General features: G+C 67.4%; 18 protein-coding genes and 1 pseudogene. 16 read left to right on the top strand and 3 right to left on the bottom strand.

Features of this window, described 5'->3' with window-relative positions; all coding sequences use genetic code 11:
* Positions 1–176: 176 nt before the first annotated feature.
* The 5 genes from AmiPiv_RS24090 to AmiPiv_RS24070 all read left to right on the top strand — a co-directional run bounded on the left by AmiPiv_RS24090 (position 177) and on the right by AmiPiv_RS24070 (position 2,597).
* A complete protein-coding gene (locus tag AmiPiv_RS24090) occupies positions 177–530 on the top strand; it encodes an iron-containing redox enzyme family protein (RefSeq protein WP_340041627.1) in 354 nt (117 codons plus the stop codon).
* Positions 505–801 (top strand): hypothetical protein, encoded by a 297-nt coding sequence (locus AmiPiv_RS24085; protein ID WP_340041625.1) that lies wholly within the window; start codon positions 505–507, stop codon positions 799–801. The genes AmiPiv_RS24090 and AmiPiv_RS24085 overlap by 26 nt, the downstream gene beginning before the upstream one ends.
* A 139-nt stretch (positions 802–940) precedes the next feature.
* Positions 941–1,582: a GntR family transcriptional regulator gene (locus AmiPiv_RS24080; RefSeq protein ID WP_340041623.1), complete on the top strand. Its 642-nt coding sequence runs from the start codon at positions 941–943 to the stop codon at positions 1,580–1,582.
* A gap of 45 nt (positions 1,583–1,627) precedes the next feature.
* Positions 1,628–1,861 (top strand): hypothetical protein, encoded by a 234-nt coding sequence (locus tag AmiPiv_RS24075; protein WP_340041622.1) that lies wholly within the window; start codon positions 1,628–1,630, stop codon positions 1,859–1,861.
* A gap of 175 nt (positions 1,862–2,036) precedes the next feature.
* Positions 2,037–2,597: a threonine transporter gene (locus AmiPiv_RS24070; protein ID WP_340041621.1), complete on the top strand. Its 561-nt coding sequence runs from the start codon at positions 2,037–2,039 to the stop codon at positions 2,595–2,597.
* 219 nt (positions 2,598–2,816) lie between these two features.
* Here the strand turns inward: AmiPiv_RS24070 and AmiPiv_RS24805 are convergent.
* A pseudogene (locus AmiPiv_RS24805) lies at positions 2,817–3,128 on the bottom strand (ornithine cyclodeaminase family protein); the annotation flags it as partial.
* A 157-nt stretch (positions 3,129–3,285) separates the two neighbouring features.
* On the opposite strand from AmiPiv_RS24805, the gene AmiPiv_RS24065 reads away from it, so the two are divergent.
* Entirely contained in the window at positions 3,286–3,483 is a 198-nt protein-coding gene (locus AmiPiv_RS24065) for an oligopeptide/dipeptide ABC transporter ATP-binding protein (RefSeq protein WP_340041619.1), read from the top strand.
* A 24-nt stretch (positions 3,484–3,507) separates the two neighbouring features.
* Here AmiPiv_RS24065 and AmiPiv_RS24060 read toward each other — a convergent pair whose 3' ends face one another.
* Positions 3,508–4,143 (bottom strand): HAD family hydrolase, encoded by a 636-nt coding sequence (locus AmiPiv_RS24060; protein ID WP_340041717.1) that lies wholly within the window; start codon positions 4,141–4,143, stop codon positions 3,508–3,510.
* Positions 4,144–4,338: 195 nt separating this feature from the next.
* Here AmiPiv_RS24060 and AmiPiv_RS24055 point away from each other — a divergent pair, with 195 nt between their 5' ends.
* Positions 4,339–5,298: a sugar-binding transcriptional regulator gene (locus AmiPiv_RS24055; RefSeq protein WP_340041616.1), complete on the top strand. Its 960-nt coding sequence runs from the start codon at positions 4,339–4,341 to the stop codon at positions 5,296–5,298.
* A 92-nt stretch (positions 5,299–5,390) separates the two neighbouring features.
* On the opposite strand, the gene AmiPiv_RS24050 is transcribed toward AmiPiv_RS24055, so the two are convergent.
* Positions 5,391–5,573, bottom strand: a complete 183-nt coding sequence (locus AmiPiv_RS24050; RefSeq protein WP_340041613.1) for a hypothetical protein — start codon at positions 5,571–5,573, stop codon at positions 5,391–5,393.
* A gap of 118 nt (positions 5,574–5,691) precedes the next feature.
* Between AmiPiv_RS24050 and AmiPiv_RS24045 the strand changes: the two genes are divergently transcribed.
* The 9 genes from AmiPiv_RS24045 to AmiPiv_RS24005 all read left to right on the top strand — a co-directional run bounded on the left by AmiPiv_RS24045 (position 5,692) and on the right by AmiPiv_RS24005 (position 16,645).
* Positions 5,692–6,591 carry a LysR substrate-binding domain-containing protein gene (locus tag AmiPiv_RS24045; protein WP_340041611.1) on the top strand — a complete coding sequence of 300 codons (900 nt, stop codon included), beginning with the start codon at positions 5,692–5,694 and terminating at the stop codon, positions 6,589–6,591.
* A gap of 173 nt (positions 6,592–6,764) precedes the next feature.
* The gene (locus tag AmiPiv_RS24040; protein WP_340041610.1) at positions 6,765–8,075 is read left to right on the top strand and encodes an ABC transporter substrate-binding protein; all 1,311 of its coding nucleotides are present in this window, start codon (positions 6,765–6,767) and stop codon (positions 8,073–8,075) included.
* Positions 8,076–8,154: 79 nt separating this feature from the next.
* On the top strand, positions 8,155–9,027 hold the full coding sequence (locus AmiPiv_RS24035; RefSeq protein WP_340041609.1) for a carbohydrate ABC transporter permease: 873 nt from the start codon (positions 8,155–8,157) through the stop codon (positions 9,025–9,027).
* A 10-nt stretch (positions 9,028–9,037) separates the two neighbouring features.
* Positions 9,038–9,862: a carbohydrate ABC transporter permease gene (locus AmiPiv_RS24030; RefSeq protein WP_340041608.1), complete on the top strand. Its 825-nt coding sequence runs from the start codon at positions 9,038–9,040 to the stop codon at positions 9,860–9,862.
* 21 nt (positions 9,863–9,883) lie between these two features.
* Positions 9,884–10,882 carry an ABC transporter ATP-binding protein gene (locus tag AmiPiv_RS24025; RefSeq protein WP_340041607.1) on the top strand — a complete coding sequence of 333 codons (999 nt, stop codon included), beginning with the start codon at positions 9,884–9,886 and terminating at the stop codon, positions 10,880–10,882.
* On the top strand, positions 10,879–11,655 hold the full coding sequence (locus AmiPiv_RS24020; RefSeq protein ID WP_340041606.1) for an L-iditol 2-dehydrogenase: 777 nt from the start codon (positions 10,879–10,881) through the stop codon (positions 11,653–11,655). The genes AmiPiv_RS24025 and AmiPiv_RS24020 overlap by 4 nt, the downstream gene beginning before the upstream one ends.
* Before the next feature lie 210 nt (positions 11,656–11,865).
* The gene (locus tag AmiPiv_RS24015) at positions 11,866–13,344 is read left to right on the top strand and encodes a mannitol dehydrogenase family protein (RefSeq protein ID WP_340041605.1); all 1,479 of its coding nucleotides are present in this window, start codon (positions 11,866–11,868) and stop codon (positions 13,342–13,344) included.
* A gap of 159 nt (positions 13,345–13,503) precedes the next feature.
* On the top strand, positions 13,504–15,075 hold the full coding sequence (locus tag AmiPiv_RS24010) for an FGGY-family carbohydrate kinase (protein WP_340041603.1): 1,572 nt from the start codon (positions 13,504–13,506) through the stop codon (positions 15,073–15,075).
* 166 nt (positions 15,076–15,241) lie between these two features.
* Positions 15,242–16,645: an MATE family efflux transporter gene (locus AmiPiv_RS24005; RefSeq protein WP_340041602.1), complete on the top strand. Its 1,404-nt coding sequence runs from the start codon at positions 15,242–15,244 to the stop codon at positions 16,643–16,645.
* Positions 16,646–16,651: the final 6 nt, after the last annotated feature.

Below are 16,651 nucleotides of genomic sequence, written 5' to 3'. Positions count from 1 at the left end.
GGCTCCTGTCTGCATAGTCGCTGGTCGCCGCAAAAAGGTTCACCGGTTTGTTTCGGACGCCACCAAGCTAACCGAACTGACGCAGCGTGACCAGTGGATGGGAGCAACCCAGACGGGAGAGTCCGTTGCAGCGGCGGGGCTTGCACGGCGATCATTTTGGCATACAGTATCCCAAAATGATCGTGCCTCAGGAGCATCCGCATGACCGTCGCCATGAACCCGGACGAATTCCGCACCGCGCTCGAAAACGCCATCAAGGGCAAGAGCGCCAACCGTCGCCCTTCAGCGTCGGCTGGGCGAGCGGCAAGCTGAGCCGCGAGCACCTCGCCCGCTGGGCCGAGAACCACTACCACTATGTCGGACCGTTCGCGGATTACCTCGGCTACATCTACGCGCGCATGCCGGAGGGCTACACCGAGGCCAAGGACTTCCTGCTCGCCAACATGTATGAGGAGGAGATCGGCGGCGACCGCCACACCGACCTTCTGGTCCGCTTCGGCGCGGATGGAGGAAGACCTCTACCTGCATGACGAGATCCGGTCCTGGGGCGAACGTCTCTGCGATTTCCAGTATGTGCCCGTGCTGTCGCGCCCCGGCGCGGACTGGGAGGGACGGCAGGGCTATGTGCAGGAAGTGGCGACCGAGGACATCGGCGACTTCTCCGAACACGCCATCTACATGTGCGGCTCGCCCGACATGATCGCCAGCGCGAAAAAGCTGTTCGTCGAGCGCGGCGCCAACCCCGGCTTCATCTATGCCGACGCCTTCAACTTCCAGCACACGCTGGCGCCGGCGGAATAGGAGGTCGCGGCATGATCGGCCGGGACCGGGCAAAGCGCCGCAGCGGATTGGATATTGTAATCAATCCTTGCCCGGCTGTATCATCCTCCATTAGGAGTTGCTTCCGCAGGTTGATACGCACCGCTACCAGGAAGTGCACATGACCGCCATTTTGGGTGAAATCCACGCCCCGCTGACCAGGCTGATCACCAACGCGCTGCGCGAGCGCATCGTCAGCGGCGAGATCGCCGTCGGCGAGAGGCTGGTCGAAGGCCGCCTGTCCGAGGAGATGGGCGTGTCGCGCATGCCCGTGCGCGAGGCGCTGCGCGAACTCGCCGCCGAGGGCATCGTCACCATCGAGCCGCGCCGCGGCGCCTCGGTCACCGTGTTCAGCGAGGAGCAGAAGCGCGAGCTGGTGGAAGTGCGGGCGACGCTCGAGGCGCTGAACGCCAAGCTCGCCGCCAAGCGCCACGACCCGCAGCAGATCGCCGCGCTGCAGAAGATCCTCGACGACGGCGCCAAGCTCGCCGACACCGACGACCCGGTGCTTCTGGCGCGCCAGAACACCGAGTTCCACGAGGCGCTGGCGACGGTTGCCGCCAATTCGGTGCTGCAGGACATGGTGCGCTCGCTGCGCGACCGCACGGTGATGCTGTTCGCGCCGATCAGCAGGCGCCGCGGGCGCCAGACCTGGGAAGAGCACGCCGGCATCCTGCGCGCGGTGATCGCCGGCGACAGCGAACTCGCCGCACTGCTCGCGGCACGGCATGTGTACAATGCGGCGGAGATGCCGCAGGAGTAGGGCTGTGGCCGCCGAAGAGCTAAACCAATTCTCTTAGACAACCTGATGGGCAAGACGGAAAACGGCAAACCCGGGCCGCTGGAGCGGTTCATGCTGATGCAATCCGACGGCGACCAGCCCCGCGTCGACATTCGGGATTTGTCGGGGACAAGGCGACGCTTCGAGGAGCATTACAGGAAATACGAACTTCTCGGATGGCTCAAAGCACTCTCACTCGCTGTGATGGTGGCCATTGCAACGTTAGCCGCCGTGCTTTGGTCTCTTGATCCGCCGCGCTGATCTGATTTTGTATCAAGACGAATTGGCGGAGGCCTACTGTTGCCATCAAGTCTTTAGGCGGGGTCGGTTGCGCGATGCGATGGCACGCCCACTGCCGGACACGGCTTGACCTGCATCAAGGCCGGCCGCTGCCCATCGGCATAGATGGCAGGCGAGATCCACGGAACCATGCCCGATGTCCGTCCTGCCCTTCGTCGCCGCAGCCCTTGCCGTCCTGCTGACCCCGGGGCCGACCAACACCATGCTGGCCGCCTCGGGCGCGGCGATGGGATTGCGCAACGCGCTTCACTTGCCACTCGCCGAGGCGCTCGGCTACGCCGTCGCGGTCAGCCTGTTCCTTGTGCTACAGGAGCAGTTCCGGGACGGGCCGGCAGCGCTTGCCTTCATGAAGGCCGCAGCTTCCGCCTGGCTGCTGGTGTCCGCGATCCGGTTGTGGTCGCAGCCCGTGGTGCCGGGCATCAACGCCCGCAATGGCGCATTCTGGCGCGTGCTTGCGACGACGATGCTGAACCCAAAGGCGATGCTGGTCGGCACCATCGTCATCCCAAGCCTGATGGCGGAAAGCCCGGCCGGCGGGGTGGCCGGATTCGTCCTGCTCTCGACGCTGGCCGGTATCGGCTGGACGGCGCTGGGCGCGGCACTGCCGGTTTCCCTGCGCCGGTATTCCTACAGGGCGGCAGCGCTGATCGTCGGCTCCTTCTCGGTCGCGGCCGCCGTCAGCGCAGTCCATGCCTGACGCCTGGCGATCGGGCCGAAACGGCTGGAGCGGCGGGCCTTCCGACGAATGCAATTCCGCCGCCCAAGCTGATTTTCTCAGCCGCATTCGTGCAACGCCGGACGATTCCGTCTGGCCGCAAAATGCTCTAGCCGCCCACAATCCGCCTGTAGGCCAGCCAGCCAGCGCGATGTCCTGCAGGCCGACGCCGACCGACTTGTAGACGGTGATCTCCTGGTCGGTCGCGCGGCCACGGGCCTTGCCGGCAAGGATTTCGCCGAGCTCGACGATCTTGGATCGAGGCAGGGCCGCGGGGTCGGCGAGCGCGAGGTCGCCGGCCTCGCGCAGGCTCTGGTCGCGCCATTCGACGGCGACGAGCGAGGCGCGTGCGATTGCGCGATCGTCGAGCTCGCGGGTGCTGGGCAGGCTGGAACCGACGGCCGCGGCGAAGGAACCGGGCTTAAGCAAGTCGCCGGAGAACAGCGCTGTCGGCGAGCGCGAGGCGGTGACCACGATGTCGGCTTCGGCAGTGGCTTGTTCGGCCGTGGCCATGCGCGTGGGAACGCCGCAGGCGGCTTCCAGCTCGGCGGCCAGGCCGGATCGGATGAGCGGCTGGCCAAGAGCACGCGCCGGAGCGGGAAGGCTTCGGCCATCTGCATCGCATGAGCCCCGCCGAGCGGACCGGAGCCGAAGACAGCGAGCGTCGACCGTGCCGGTGCCCGATCCGCGCACGCAGCGGCAGCGCAAGCGCATCGTCTATGGCGGCGAGATCCCCGACCTGGTCAACCCGCCCTCCGGCTGCCGATTCTCGACGCGATGCCCGCTGGCGACGGCGCAGTGCCGGGAAATGGCGCCGAAGCTGAGCGAGCGCACGCCCGGGCACCTGGTCGCCTGCTGGAACAGGTGACGCCCGACCGCGCGGGCGCCGCGGTCAGTTCAGCCCGAGGAAGGCGCGCACGTCGCCCGCACTGTGCGCAACCAGGGCGCCGTCCGGGCCGTCCACCGGGTCCTGCGGCCAGAAGATGGTGCGCATGCCGGCGGCGACGCCGGCGCTCGCCCCGGTGAAGCTGTCTTCCATAACCACCGTATCGGCCGGGTCGATGCCGGTCAGCCAGGCGGCGCGCAGATAGGGCTCGGGGTCGGGCTTGCCGCAACGCACGTCGTTGCGGCTGATGGTGCGCATCGCCGGTTCGTGCAGGCCGACGGCCCTGAGATTGGCGTCGACCACCATGCGGTCGGAATTCGACACGATGGCCTGCACGGTCCCGCGCGCCTTGAGATCGCCGAAGATCTCCATCGCGCCGTCGCGCGGCAGAAGGCCCGGGGCATGGCTCATGTAGTGGTCGTATTTGCGGGCGATCCATTCGTCGAATTCGAGCGCCAGCCCGAACTGGTCGCGCAGCACCTCGTAGACCGGCCGCGCCGCCTGGCCGACGACGCGGGCATGCAGGTCGACCGGCGGCTCGATGCCGACGCTGCGGAGGGCGGCAATCAGCGACCGTTCGTGCAGCGGCTCGCTGTCGATCAGCGTGCCGTCCATGTCCCAGTACACTGCCTTCGGAATCATCGAACGTGCCCCTTTCGTCTGGTTCATAGAGGCTTCGGAGGTCGACTTGAACCGGCCAATTGCCGAGGGCGGTCAGGCCAGACGCACCATAACACAGCAAATGCGCGATGAACAAATGACGCATCAATCGGGCAATTGCGCAATGGCCAAAAGCCTGCGAAACTGGCGAAGCAGGCAGATCAAGAGGCATAAAGCATGAGCGCCCGGCAGGAAAGCGCCAATCCCAGGCTCGACGACGCCGCCCGCGCCGGCTGGCTCTATTACGTCGCCGGCAACACCCAGGACCAGATCGCCACGAAGCTCGGCGTCTCGCGCCAGACGGCGCAGCGGCTGGTGTCGCTGGCCATGTCGGAAGGGCTGATCAAGGTGCGGGTCGACCACCCGATCGCCAGCTGCCTCGACCTCGCCGAACGGCTGCGGTCGCGCTTCGCCCTGGACCTGGTCGAGGTGACGCCGAGCGATCCGGATTCGTCGTCGACGACGATCGGCATTGCCCAGGCGGCGGCCGCCGAGATCGAGAAGTGGCTGCGCTCGGCCGAGCCCATCGTCATGGCGATCGGCACCGGCCGCACGCTGAAGGCGGCGATCGAGCAGCTGCCGCCGATGGAATGCCCGCAGCACAAGGTGGTCTCGCTGACCGGCAACATCTCGCCGGACGGCTCGGCCGCCTTCTACAACGTCATCTTCACCATGGCGGACACGATCAAGGCGCGCAGCTTCCCGATGCCGCTGCCGGCGATCGCCTCGTCGGCCGAGGAACGCCGCATGCTGCACAGCCAGCCGCTGATCCAGCCGACGCTGGCGCTGGCAGCGCAGGCCAACGTCACCTTCGTCGGCGTCGGCGACATGGGCCCGAAGGCGCCGCTCTACGAGGACGGCTTCATCACCGAAACGGAACTGAAGGCGCTGCAGAAGGCAGGCGCGGTCGGCGAGATCGTCGGCTGGGCCTTCGATCGCGACGGGCGGCTGATCGAGGGAATCACCAACGACAGGGTCGCTTCCGCTCCCCTGCCGTCGCGCGAAAGGTCGCTGGTGGTGGCGCTCGCCATGGGCGAGCGCAAGCTGCCGGGCATCCTCGCCGCCGTCACGCGACGGCTGGTCAACGGCCTCATCACCGACGAGCGCACCGCGGCCGGCCTGCTCGCGGCGAGCTAGCGCATCGGCCCAAAATCGCAATCGATTTTTGAAAGGCGCAGATTCAAAAAGCTTGGAGCGTCCTCGTGCGTTCGTTCGAACGCACAAGACGATCAAGCACGCCGGCCGCAGGGGTCGTTGCCGTCGAGCACGCCGATGTCGCGCTTGAGATGATCCGACAGGTCGCGCGGATCGAGGACGCGCCGGGCGCGCGTGCGCCAGCCGAACGCCAGGCCAAGCCTTTCGGTCCATGATGCCGGCTGGCAATGGTTGAGCCTTGCCTGTGCTGCGCCCATGATCGTGAACCTCCGCTGATACTTAAGCCCGCTGATGGGTTGACCAGACATTTGGTTCATGAAAGCCTTGAATTCCAATCGAATGTCGATCTGGACCCATTAAGAGAGCTTATGCATCATGGCCCTGCAACTGCCGCCATTGACCGCGATCAGGGTGTTCGAGGCGGCGGCCCGGCATGCGAGCTTCACCAAGGCGGCGGCGGAGCTGGGCATGACCCAGGCGGCGGTCAGCTACCAGATCAAGCTGCTCGAGGAGCGGGTCGGCGCGCCGCTCTTCCTGCGCCGCCCGCGCCAGGTCGCCCTGACGGAGGTGGGCCGCCGCCTGGCCCCGGCCGCGAGCGAGGCTTTCGCGATCCTCGGCGAGGCCTATGCGGCGGCGCGCGGCGGCTCGGCGGGAACGCTGTGCGTATCGACCGTGCTGACCTTCGCCTCGAACTGGCTGGCGCGCCACATCGGTTCGTTCCAGATGCGCCATCCGGGAATCGCGGTCCGGCTCGACACGTCGAGCCGGATGGTCGACTTCGCGCGCGAGGACGTCGATGTCGGCATCCGCTCGGGCGACGGCACATGGCCGGGGCTGGTGGCGCACCGGCTGTTCCGCGCCCAGTACACGCCGATGCTGAGCCCAAAGCTCGCCGAAAGCATCGGCGGGGTGAAGGAGCCGGCCGACCTGCTCAAGCTGAACATCCTCGATCCGGGCGACATCTGGTGGAAGCGATGGTTCGCGCTTGCCGGCCTGCCGGCCGACAGCCTCTCGGGGCGGCCCGACACCAGTATGGGCTCCCAGGCCTATGAAGCAAGCGCCGCGATGGCCGGCCAGGGCGTCGCCATCCTCACCTGCGCCTTTTTCACCAGCGAACTCGCCGAGGGCCGGCTGATCCAGCCCTTCGACCTGATCGGCGACGACGGCCAGGGCTACTGGCTGGTCTATCCCGAAGCCCGCCGCAACGCGCCCAACATCCGCGCCTTCCGCGACTGGATCCTCGCCGAGATCGCGCGGCCCGGCTCGATCGGATAGGCGGCGCGCCCCTCCACCCCCTCCGTCTTCAGTCCTGCCCCACCGTCGCCGGTGCAACCCGCGCCGGGCGATGCGGCGTGGCCGAGCAGATTCACGCTTGACATAAATCATGCCGAGTGAATAATTGCTCACAACCAAGGCAAATGCTCACCTTGGTCCATGGGAGGATTTCGATGAGACTGACCACGCTCTTTTTGGGCCTGTGCGGTGCGAGCGCGCTTGCGTTCGCCGCGCACGCCGAGACCATCACGATCGCCACGGTGAACAACGGCGACATGATCCGGATGCAGAAGCTGACGGACGACTTCAAGGCCAAGAACCCCGATATCGACCTGCAATGGGTGACGCTGGAAGAGAACGTCCTGCGCGAGCGCGTCACCACCGACATCGCCACCAAGGGCGGGCAGTATGACGTGCTCACCATCGGCACCTACGAGGTTCCGATCTGGGCCAAGCAGCAATGGCTCTTGCCGCTCGACAACCTCGGCGCCGACTACGACGTCGACGACATCATCCCGGCGATCAGGGGCGGCCTGTCGGCCGACGGCAAGCTCTATGCCGCGCCCTTCTACGGCGAGAGCTCCTTCGTCATGTACCGCAAGGACCTGATGGAGAAGGCCGGGCTCACCATGCCCGACGCGCCGACCTGGGAGTTCATTGCGGACGCGGCGCGCAAGATGACCGACCGCGCCAACGACATCAACGGCGTCTGCCTGCGCGGCAAGGCCGGCTGGGGCGAGAACATGGCCTTCCTGACGGCCACCTCGAACTCGTTCGGCGCGCGATGGTTCGACGAGAAGTGGCAGCCGCAGTTCGACCAGCCGGAGTGGAAGTCGACGCTCGACTTCTACGTCAAGCTGATGAACGACGCCGGCCCGCAGGGCGCCTCGTCCAACGGCTTCAACGAGAACCTGGCGCTGTTCCAGCAGGGCAAGTGCGGCATGTGGATCGACGCCACCGTCGCCGCATCCTTCGTCTCCGACCCGAAGAACTCGACCGTCGCCGACAAGGTCGGCTATGCGCTGGCGCCCGACAACGGCCTGGGCAAGCGCGGCAACTGGCTGTGGGCCTGGTCGCTCGGCATTCCCGCCGGCACGCAGAAGGCGGAAGCGGCGCAGAAATTCGTCGCCTGGGCGACCAGCAAGGGCTATCTCGACCTCGTCGCCGCGAAGGAGGGCTGGGCCAACGTGCCGCCCGGCACGCGCACCTCGCTCTACGGCAATCCCGAGTACCAGAAGGCCGCGCCCTTCGCGAAGATGACGCTGGATTCGATCAACTCGGCCGACCCGACCAAGCCCACCGTCAAGCCGGTTCCTTACGTCGGCGTGCAGTTCGTGGCCATTCCCGAGTTCCAGGGGCTGGGCACGACAGTCGGCCAGCTGTTCTCGGCAGCGCTTGCCGGCCAGATGTCGGTCGACGACGCGCTGGCCCAGGCACAGCAGGTCTCGGTGCGCGAGATGACCCGCGCCGGCTACATAAAATAGAACCTCCCGGAGCCTCGGCCGCCCGTTTCCCAGTCGGGCGGCCGCCTTTTCCGACCGGTTCGACCGAAGGGGTGCTCCCATGGCTACTCGACAAACCCGGACGCTGGCACGCCTGATGATGGCGCCGTCGGTCATCCTGCTGTTCGTGTGGATGATCGTGCCGCTGGTGATGACACTGTGGTTCTCCTTCCAGAACTACAACCTGCTCAATCCAGCCAATGTCAGCTTCGCCGGCCTGTTCAACTACACGTACTTCTACACCGACCCGGCATTCTTCCAGTCGATCTGGAACACGCTCGTCATCGTCGGCGGCGTGCTCATCATCACCGTCGTCGGCGGCACCGCGCTGGCGATGCTGCTCGACCAGCCGATGTTCGGCCAGGGCATCGTCCGCATCCTGGTGATCTCGCCCTTCTTCGTCATGCCGCCGGTGGCGGCTCTCGTGTGGAAGAACATGATCATGCACCCGGGCTACGGGGTGCTGGCCGACATCAACAAGTTCTTCGGGCTGAGGCCGGTCGACTGGTTCGCGCAATATCCGCTGCTGTCGATCGTCATCATCGTCGCCTGGCAATGGCTGCCGTTCGCGACGCTGATCCTGCTCACCGCGCTTCAGTCGCTCGACGAGGAGCAGAAGGAGGCGGCCGAGATGGACGGCGCCAACTTCGCCAACCGCTTCTGGTACCTGACGCTGCCGCATCTGGCCCGCGCCATCACCGTCGTGATCCTGATCCAGACCATCTTCCTGCTCGGCGTCTATGCGGAGATCCTGGTCACCACCAATGGCGGCCCGGGCTACGCCTCGACCAACCTCGCCTTCCTGATCTACCGCACGGCGCTGCTGGGCTACGACGTCGGCGGGGCGTCCGCAGGCGGCGTGATCGCCGTCATCCTCGCCAACATCGTCGCCATCTTCCTGATGCGCGCCGTCGGCAAGAACCTCGACAAGTAGGAGGAGCACCATGGCACGCGCAATCTCCACCAGGCGCAAGATCGGCTTCACCATCGCGGCGTGGGCGGTCGCCTTCGTGATCTTCTTCCCGATCCTCTACACCGTGCTCACCAGCTTCAAGACCGAGGCCGAGGCCATCGCCGGCATCAGCCTGGTGCCGTCCGGAACGTTCGAGAACTACGTCGAGGTGCAGTCGCAGCGCGACTACTTCAAGCCGTTCATGAATTCGGTGGTGATCTCGGTCGGCTCGACGCTGATCGCGCTGCTCATCGCCATCCCGTCCGCCTGGTCGATGGCGTTCTCGCCGACCAAGCGCACCAAGGACGTGCTGATGTGGATGCTGTCGACCAAGATGATGCCGGCGGTCGGCGTGCTGGTGCCGATGTACCTCTTGTTCCGCGACACCGGCCTGCTCGACACGCGGCTCGGCCTGACGATCATCCTGACGCTGATCAACCTGCCGATCGTCATCTGGATGCTCTACACCTACTTCCGCGAGATCCCCGGCGAGATCCTCGAGGCGGCGCGGATGGACGGCGCCACGCTGTTCAATGAGATCGTCTACGTGCTGACCCCGATGGCGGTGCCCGGCATCGCCTCGACCTTGCTGCTCAACATCATCCTGGCCTGGAACGAGGCGTTCTGGTCGATCCGGCTCTCGGCGGCGAACGCAGCGCCGCTGACCGCCTTCATCGCCTCGTTCTCGAGCCCGCAGGGGTTGTTCTGGGCGAAGCTTTCGGCGGCCTCGACGCTGGCGATCGCGCCGATCCTCATCATGGGCTGGTTCTCGCAGCGCCAGCTCGTCCGCGGCCTGACCTTCGGCGCCGTCAAATAGAAAAGTCCCCGGGAGGAAACGATGGGCAACATAGTTCTCGACAAGGTGTCGAAGTCGTTCGGAACGACGACGATCATCCCCAAGATCGACCTGGAGATCGAGGACGGCGAGTTCGTCGTCTTCGTCGGCCCCTCCGGCTGCGGCAAGTCCACGCTGCTGCGCCTGATCGCCGGGCTCGAGGATACGTCCGCCGGCAGCATCAGCATCGACGGCCGCGACGTGACCGCCGAGGCGCCGGCCAAGCGCAAGCTCGCCATGGTGTTCCAGTCCTACGCGCTCTATCCGCACATGACCGTGCGCAACAACATCGCCTTCCCGCTCAAGATGGCGGGCGAGGACAAGGCAGCGATCGACCGCAAGGTCAACGACGCGGCGCGCGTGCTCAACCTCACCAACTATCTCGACCGGCGGCCCGGCCAGCTGTCGGGCGGCCAGCGCCAGCGCGTCGCCATCGGCCGCGCCATCGTGCGCCAGCCCTCGGCCTTCCTGTTCGATGAGCCTCTGTCCAACCTCGACGCCGCCCTGCGCGGCTCGATGCGGCTCGAGATCAGCGAACTGCACCACCAGCTCAAGACGACGATGATCTACGTCACCCACGACCAGGTCGAGGCGATGACCATGGCCGACAAGATCGTGGTGCTCAACGCCGGCAACATCGAGCAGGTCGGCTCGCCGCTGGAGCTCTACCGCTCGCCCAGGAACCTGTTCGTGGCCGGCTTCATCGGCTCGCCGAAGATGAACTTCATCGAGGGCGCGACCGCCGCCAGGCAGGGTGCTGCCACCATCGGCGTGCGCCCCGAGCACATCAACATCTCAACCACGGCCGGCGACTGGCAGGGCACCGTCGGCGTCGCCGAGCATCTCGGCGCCGACACCTTCCTGCATGTCCACACCAACGGCCTCGGCACCCTCAACGTGCGGGCCAGCGGCGAGGTCGGGGTCAAGCACGGCGACACCGTCTATCTCACGCCCGACCCCACCAAGCTGCACCGCTTCGGGGCCGACGGGAGGGCGCTTTGACCGGCAGGCTCGCAGGCAGGTCGGCGCTGATCACCGGTGCCGCGCGCGGCATCGGCCGGGCCTTCGCCGAGGCCTATGTGCGCGAGGGCGCGACGGTTGCCATCGGCGACATCGACCTGGAAGCGGCCGAGCGCACGGCCGGCGAGATCGGCCCCGGCGCCTACGCCGTCAGGCTCGACGTCACCGACCTCGATTCCATCGAGGCCGCGGTGCGGACCGTCGAGGCCAGGACCGGCGGGCTCGACATCCTCGTCAACAACGCGGCGCTGTTCGACCTCGCGCCGATCGTCGAGATCGGCAAGGCGAGCTACGACAGGCTGTTTGCGGTCAATGTCGCCGGCACGCTGTTCACGCTGCAGGCGGCGGCGAAGGCGATGATCGCGCGCGGCCAGGGCGGCAGGATCATCAACATGGCGAGCCAGGCCGGCCGGCGCGGCGAGGCGCTGGTCGCCGTCTACTGCGCCACCAAGGCCGCCGTCATCTCGCTCACCCAGTCAGCCGGGCTCGACCTCATCAAGCACCGCATCAACGTCAACGCCATCGCGCCCGGCGTGGTCGACGGCGAGCACTGGGACCATGTCGACGCGCTGTTCGCCAAATACGAGGACCGGCCGCTCGGCGAGAAGAAGCGGATCGTCGGCGAGAGCGTGCCCTACGGCCGCATGGGGCGCGCCGAGGACCTCACCGGAATGGCCGTCTTCCTCGCCAGCGACGAGGCCGAATACATCGTCGCCCAGACCTACAACGTCGATGGCGGCCAGTGGATGAGCTGAAGGTGGGCGCCGACTTCTCACTATTGAAACACCCCCTTACCGGCCCTTCGGGCCACCCCTCCCCCTGCCCGGGGGAGAGGAATCGCAGTGGCGGCACCGGCGCGTCTCCAGCTTGAGTTCCTCGCCCCCACGGAGTGGGGGAGAGGTGCCGAGCGCAGCGAGGCGGTGAGGGGGTCCCCGAAACGGTGAAATCGGAAAGCGCGAAATGTCATGACCACAAAACTCTCCCAGGCGAACCTGCCAAACCTGCCCGCCGGCGTCGCGCGCCCTGCCTACGACCGCGCCGCGCTCGGGGCCGGGATCCTGCATTTCGGCGTCGGCAACTTCCACCGCTCGCACCAGGCGGTCTATCTCGACCAGCTGTTCGACGCCGGGCTCGACCACGACTGGGCGATCGTCGGCGCCGGCGTCTTCCCGGCCGAGGAGGCGGGCCGGCAAAAACTCGCCGGGCAGGACTGGCTGACGACGGTGGTGGAGCAGGACAGCGGCCACATGAGCGCGCGCGTCACCGGCGCGATGATCGACTTCATCAAACCGGGCGACACGGCGGCCGTTATCGACCGGCTCGCCGATCCCGCCATCCGCATCGTGTCGCTGACCATCACCGAGGGCGGCTATTTCATCGACCCGGCATCGGGTGCGTTCAACCCGACGCACCCGCAGATCGTCGCCGACGCCGCCGACATCGCGGCCCCCGCGACCGTGTTCGGGCTGATCCTCGCGGGCCTGATGCGCCGCCGCGACGAGGGCACGGTTCCCTTCACCGTCATGTCCTGCGACAACATCCCCCACAATGGCCGCGTCACGGCCGACGCCGTGATCGGCCTGGCGCGGCTGGTCGACGGGCGGCTTGCCGACTGGGTCGGGGAACATGTCGCCTTCCCCAACAGCATGGTCGACCGCATCACCCCCGCTACCACGGACCGGGAACGCGCCATGCTGGCCGAGCAGTTCGGCGTCGACGACGCCTGGCCGGTATTCTGCGAGCCGTTCAAGCAATGGGTGCTGGAAGACCGTTTCCCCGCCGGACGGCCGGCGCTGGAAAAGGCCGGCGCGCAGTTCGTCGAGGACGTCGCGCCCTTCGAGCTGATGAAGATCAGGATCCTCAACGGCGGGCACGCGACGATCGCCTATCCCGCAGGCCTGATGGACATCCACTTCGTCCACGAGGCGATGGCGCACCCGCTGGTGAGCGCCTTCCTGGCCAGGCTGGAACGCGACGAGATCATGCCGACCGTACCGCCGGTGCCCGGCGTGGTGCTTGAGGACTACTGCAAGCTCATCGAACGGCGCTTCGCCAACCCCAAGATCGGCGACACGGTGCGGCGGCTCTGCCTCGACGGCTCGAACCGCCAGCCGAAATTCATCATCCCGACCATCGCCGACCGGCTGAAGGCCGGCGCCGGCATCGACGGCCTGGCGCTCGAATCGGCGCTGTGGTGCCGCTACTGCTTCGGGACCACCGATTCGGGCGCCGGCATCGAGCCGAACGACCCCAACTGGGACCGGATGCAGGCCACCGCCAAGGCCGCGAAGGACGATCCGCAGGCATGGCTCGCCATGGAAGACATCTACGGCGAGGTCGGACGCTCGCCGGTCTTCGCAGCGGCCTTCGCGCACGGCCTGCGCACGCTCTGGAGCCTCGGCACCAGGGAAACGCTGACGCGCTACCTGGACGGCGCGCTCTGAGCGAGGCGGCCAGCGCTGGAATTGCCCAGGGCGCGCATATAGACTGCGCGTCATGGTCTCATTTGCGGCGCTCCGATCGACAGCGAAACTGCAGGCCGCCGAGCGCGGCCCTGCTGCCCGTGCCGGGCGCGGCGTCGCCGCGGGGGCGAAGTCGTCCTGATGGCTGAGCATCTCTGCGCCGTCGACGTCGGAACGGGAAGCGCGCGCGCCGGCATCTTCGACCGCGGCGGCACGCTGATGGGCCGGGCCGAGCGGCCGATCGCCATGAACCGCTCGGCCGAGGGCCATGCCGAGCACGATTCCGAAGACATCTGGGCCGCCGCATGCGCAGCCGTGCGCGCCGCACGCGACGCGGCCGGCATCGCGCCCGGCGACGTCGCCGGCATCTCGTTCGACGCCACCTGCTCGACCGTGTTCAGGGGCAAGGACGGCGAGCAGATTTCGGTGTCGAGCGACGGCGACGACCGCTGGGACACCATCGTCTGGCTCGACCACCGGGCGCTCGCCGAGGCGGACGAATGCACGGCGACCCGGCACGAGGTGCTGAACTATGTCGGCGGCGTGATGTCGCCGGAAATGGCGACGCCGAAGCTGATGTGGGTGAAGCGCAACCTGCCTGGAAGCTGGGCCCGCACCGGCAGGCTGTTCGACCTCGCCGACTTCCTGACCCACAAGGCCAGCGGCTCGCTCGCCCGCTCGCAATGCACGCTGGCCGCCAAATGGACCTATCTCGCGCATGAGCGCGAGGGCTGGCGGCACGACTTCTTCGCGGCCGTCGGCCTCGCCGACGTCTTCGACCACGCCGCCCTGCCCGCGCGCGCCAGCCCGGTCGGCTCCGACCTCGGCCCGCTCACCCGCGATGCGGCCGCGGCCCTTGGGCTCACCACCAGCTGCCGCGTCGGCGCCGGGCTGATCGACGCCTTTGCCGGCGCGCTCGGCGTGATCGGCGGCCGGCCCGGCATAGAGCGGCACCTGGCGCTGATCGCCGGCACGTCGAGCTGCCTGATGGCGATGTCGGCCGAGCCGCGTGCCTTCGCCGGCGTGTGGGGGCCGTATTACGGTGCCGCCCTGCCCGATCTCTGGCTGAGCGAAGGCGGCCAGTCGGCCACCGGCGCGCTGCTCGACCACGTCATCCGCTGGCACGGCGCCGGCGGGGAACCGGACGCTGCGATGCATCGCAGGATCACCGACCGCATCATGCAGCTGCGCGCCGCCGAAGGCCTCGACCTGGCCGGACGGCTGCACGTGCTGCCCGACTTCCACGGCAACCGCTCGCCGCTGGCCGACCCGCATGCGGTGGGCGTGATCAGCGGGCTGACGCTGGACGCCTCCTTCGACAGCCTGTGCCGGCTCTACTGGCGCACGGCGGTGGCGATCGCGCTCGGCATCCGCCACGTGCTCGAGGCGCTGAATGCCAACGGCTACGGCATCGACACGCTGCACGTCACCGGCGGCCACACCAGAAACCCGCTGTTGATGGAGCTCTATGCCGACGCCACCGGCTGCACCGTCGTCGAGCCGATGGGCAGCGATGCGGTGCTTCTGGGCACGGCGATGGCGGCGGCGGCCGCCGCCGGGCTCTACCCCGGCCTCGAGGCGGCCTGCGCGGGAATGCGCCAGGAAGGCCGGGCGCGGCGGCCCAACGAGGCCGCCCGGCCGCGCTTCGACCGCGACTACCGGGTGTTCCTCGAGATGCACCGCCAGCGGCGGGCGCTCGACGCCATCGGCTGAAGCCTGCGGCCCGGTCTGGTACAATCCTTGGCGGCCGTGACGGCTTGCCACATCGGGCGCTTTGATTCAAATACCCGGATGGCTGCGAGGCAAATCGGCGGAGTTTGCGGCCAGAACCAACGATATCGGCGCTCGGATTCGCGATATCGCACCGAAAGACGGAAAGATGTCTGTGATCGAAACCGGCGCGCAATCACCGGCTAACCCTTGGCGTGGCGAGCTCCGCGCGATGCTGGCGCTTGCCTGGCCGATGGTGTTGACCAACCTGGCGCAGACGGCGATGACGGCCACCGACGTGATGATGATCGGCCGGCTCGGACCGGACTCGCTGGCTGCCGGCGCGCTCGGCTCCAACCTCTATTTCGCGCCGCTGATCTTCGGCCTCGGCCTGATGTACGCGACCTCGCCGATGATGGCGGCCGAGCTCGGGCGCATGCGCCACTCGGTGCGCGACGTGCGCCGCACCGTGCGCCAGGGGCTCTGGCTCGCCGTCATCGTGGTCATCCCGATCTGGATCCTGTTGTGGAACGCCGAAGCCATCCTGCTTGCCATGGGCCAGGAGCCGAAGCTCGCCGAGCAGGCCGCAATCTATGTCCGCCACCTGCAATGGGCGGTGCTGCCCTTCTACGGCTACATCGTGCTGCGCTCCTTCATCTCGGCGCTGGAGCGTCCCGGCTGGGCGCTGGCCATCATGGCAGTGGCGGTGGTTGTCAACGCCGTGGGCAACTGGCTCCTGGTGTTCGGCAAGTGGGGTTTCCCGCAGATGGGCATCGCCGGCTCGGGCCTCGCCACCAGCATCGCCAGCGCGCTGATGTTCTTCGGCATGATCGCCGTTGTCTCGCTGGAGAAGAAATTCCGCCGCTACCACCTGTTCGGCCGCTTCTGGCGGGCCGACTGGCCGCGCTTCAAGGCCCTGCTCAGGCTCGGCGCGCCGATCTCGGGCATCCTCGCCTTCGAGGTGACGATCTTCAACGCCGCCGCCTTCCTGATGGGGCTGATCAACTCGGCCTCGCTCGCAGCCCACGCCATCGCCATCCAGATCTGCTCGGTGACCTTCATGATCCCGATGGGGCTGGGACAGGCGGTCACCGTGCGCGTCGGGCTGGCCTATGGCGCAAAGGACCACGAGGGCATCACCCGCGCCGGCTGGACCGCCTATGCGCTCGGCGTCGCCTTCATGGCGCTGATGGCCCTGGTGATGGTGTTGTGGCCGCGCGTGCTGATCGGCGCCTTCATCGACATCGACGACCAGGCCAATGCCGAAGTCATATCGCTGGCGGTCACCTTCCTGGTCTTCGCCGCGCTGTTCCAGGTCGCCGACGGCGCCCAGGCGGTGGCGTCGGGCATGCTGCGCGGACTGCAGGACACGACCGTGCCGATGATCCTGGCGGCGATCGGCTACTGGGGCATCGGCCTGCCGTTCGGCGTGCTGCTCGCCTTCCGCTTCGGCTTCGAGGGCCGCGGCATCTGGATCGGCCTATTCTCCGGCCTCGCCGCCGTTGCGCTGCTCCTGCTGTGGCGCTGGCTGCGACGCGAGAAGCTCGGCCTGATGGACAAGCCGGTGATCTGACGAAGA

Origin of the sequence: Aminobacter sp. Piv2-1, assembly GCF_037625995.1 — a bacterium.
Taxonomy (GTDB): domain Bacteria; phylum Pseudomonadota; class Alphaproteobacteria; order Rhizobiales; family Rhizobiaceae; genus Aminobacter.
Note: the sequence above shows the minus strand (reverse complement) of the source record. Positions and strands in the feature narration are given on the sequence as shown.

Bases quoted from the DNA above. Each gene is read 5' to 3' on its own strand.
- AmiPiv_RS24025 (WP_340041607.1), top strand. From the start codon at position 9,884: ATGGGCAACATAGTTCTCGACAAGGTGTCGAAGTCGTTCGGAACGACG.
- AmiPiv_RS24030 (WP_340041608.1), top strand. From the start codon at position 9,038: ATGGCACGCGCAATCTCCACCAGGCGCAAGATCGGCTTCACCATCGCG.
- AmiPiv_RS24090 (WP_340041627.1), top strand. From the start codon at position 177: ATGATCGTGCCTCAGGAGCATCCGCATGACCGTCGCCATGAACCCGGA.
- AmiPiv_RS24050 (WP_340041613.1), bottom strand. From the start codon at position 5,573: ATGGGCGCAGCACAGGCAAGGCTCAACCATTGCCAGCCGGCATCATGG.
- AmiPiv_RS24085 (WP_340041625.1), top strand. From the start codon at position 505: ATGGAGGAAGACCTCTACCTGCATGACGAGATCCGGTCCTGGGGCGAA.
- AmiPiv_RS24055 (WP_340041616.1), top strand. From the start codon at position 4,339: ATGAGCGCCCGGCAGGAAAGCGCCAATCCCAGGCTCGACGACGCCGCC.
- AmiPiv_RS24045 (WP_340041611.1), top strand. From the start codon at position 5,692: ATGGCCCTGCAACTGCCGCCATTGACCGCGATCAGGGTGTTCGAGGCG.
- AmiPiv_RS24060 (WP_340041717.1), bottom strand. From the start codon at position 4,143: ATGATTCCGAAGGCAGTGTACTGGGACATGGACGGCACGCTGATCGAC.
- AmiPiv_RS24005 (WP_340041602.1), top strand. From the start codon at position 15,242: ATGTCTGTGATCGAAACCGGCGCGCAATCACCGGCTAACCCTTGGCGT.
- AmiPiv_RS24035 (WP_340041609.1), top strand. From the start codon at position 8,155: ATGGCTACTCGACAAACCCGGACGCTGGCACGCCTGATGATGGCGCCG.
- AmiPiv_RS24080 (WP_340041623.1), top strand. From the start codon at position 941: ATGACCGCCATTTTGGGTGAAATCCACGCCCCGCTGACCAGGCTGATC.
- AmiPiv_RS24015 (WP_340041605.1), top strand. From the start codon at position 11,866: ATGACCACAAAACTCTCCCAGGCGAACCTGCCAAACCTGCCCGCCGGC.
- AmiPiv_RS24010 (WP_340041603.1), top strand. From the start codon at position 13,504: ATGGCTGAGCATCTCTGCGCCGTCGACGTCGGAACGGGAAGCGCGCGC.
- AmiPiv_RS24070 (WP_340041621.1), top strand. From the start codon at position 2,037: ATGTCCGTCCTGCCCTTCGTCGCCGCAGCCCTTGCCGTCCTGCTGACC.
- AmiPiv_RS24040 (WP_340041610.1), top strand. From the start codon at position 6,765: ATGAGACTGACCACGCTCTTTTTGGGCCTGTGCGGTGCGAGCGCGCTT.
- AmiPiv_RS24075 (WP_340041622.1), top strand. From the start codon at position 1,628: ATGGGCAAGACGGAAAACGGCAAACCCGGGCCGCTGGAGCGGTTCATG.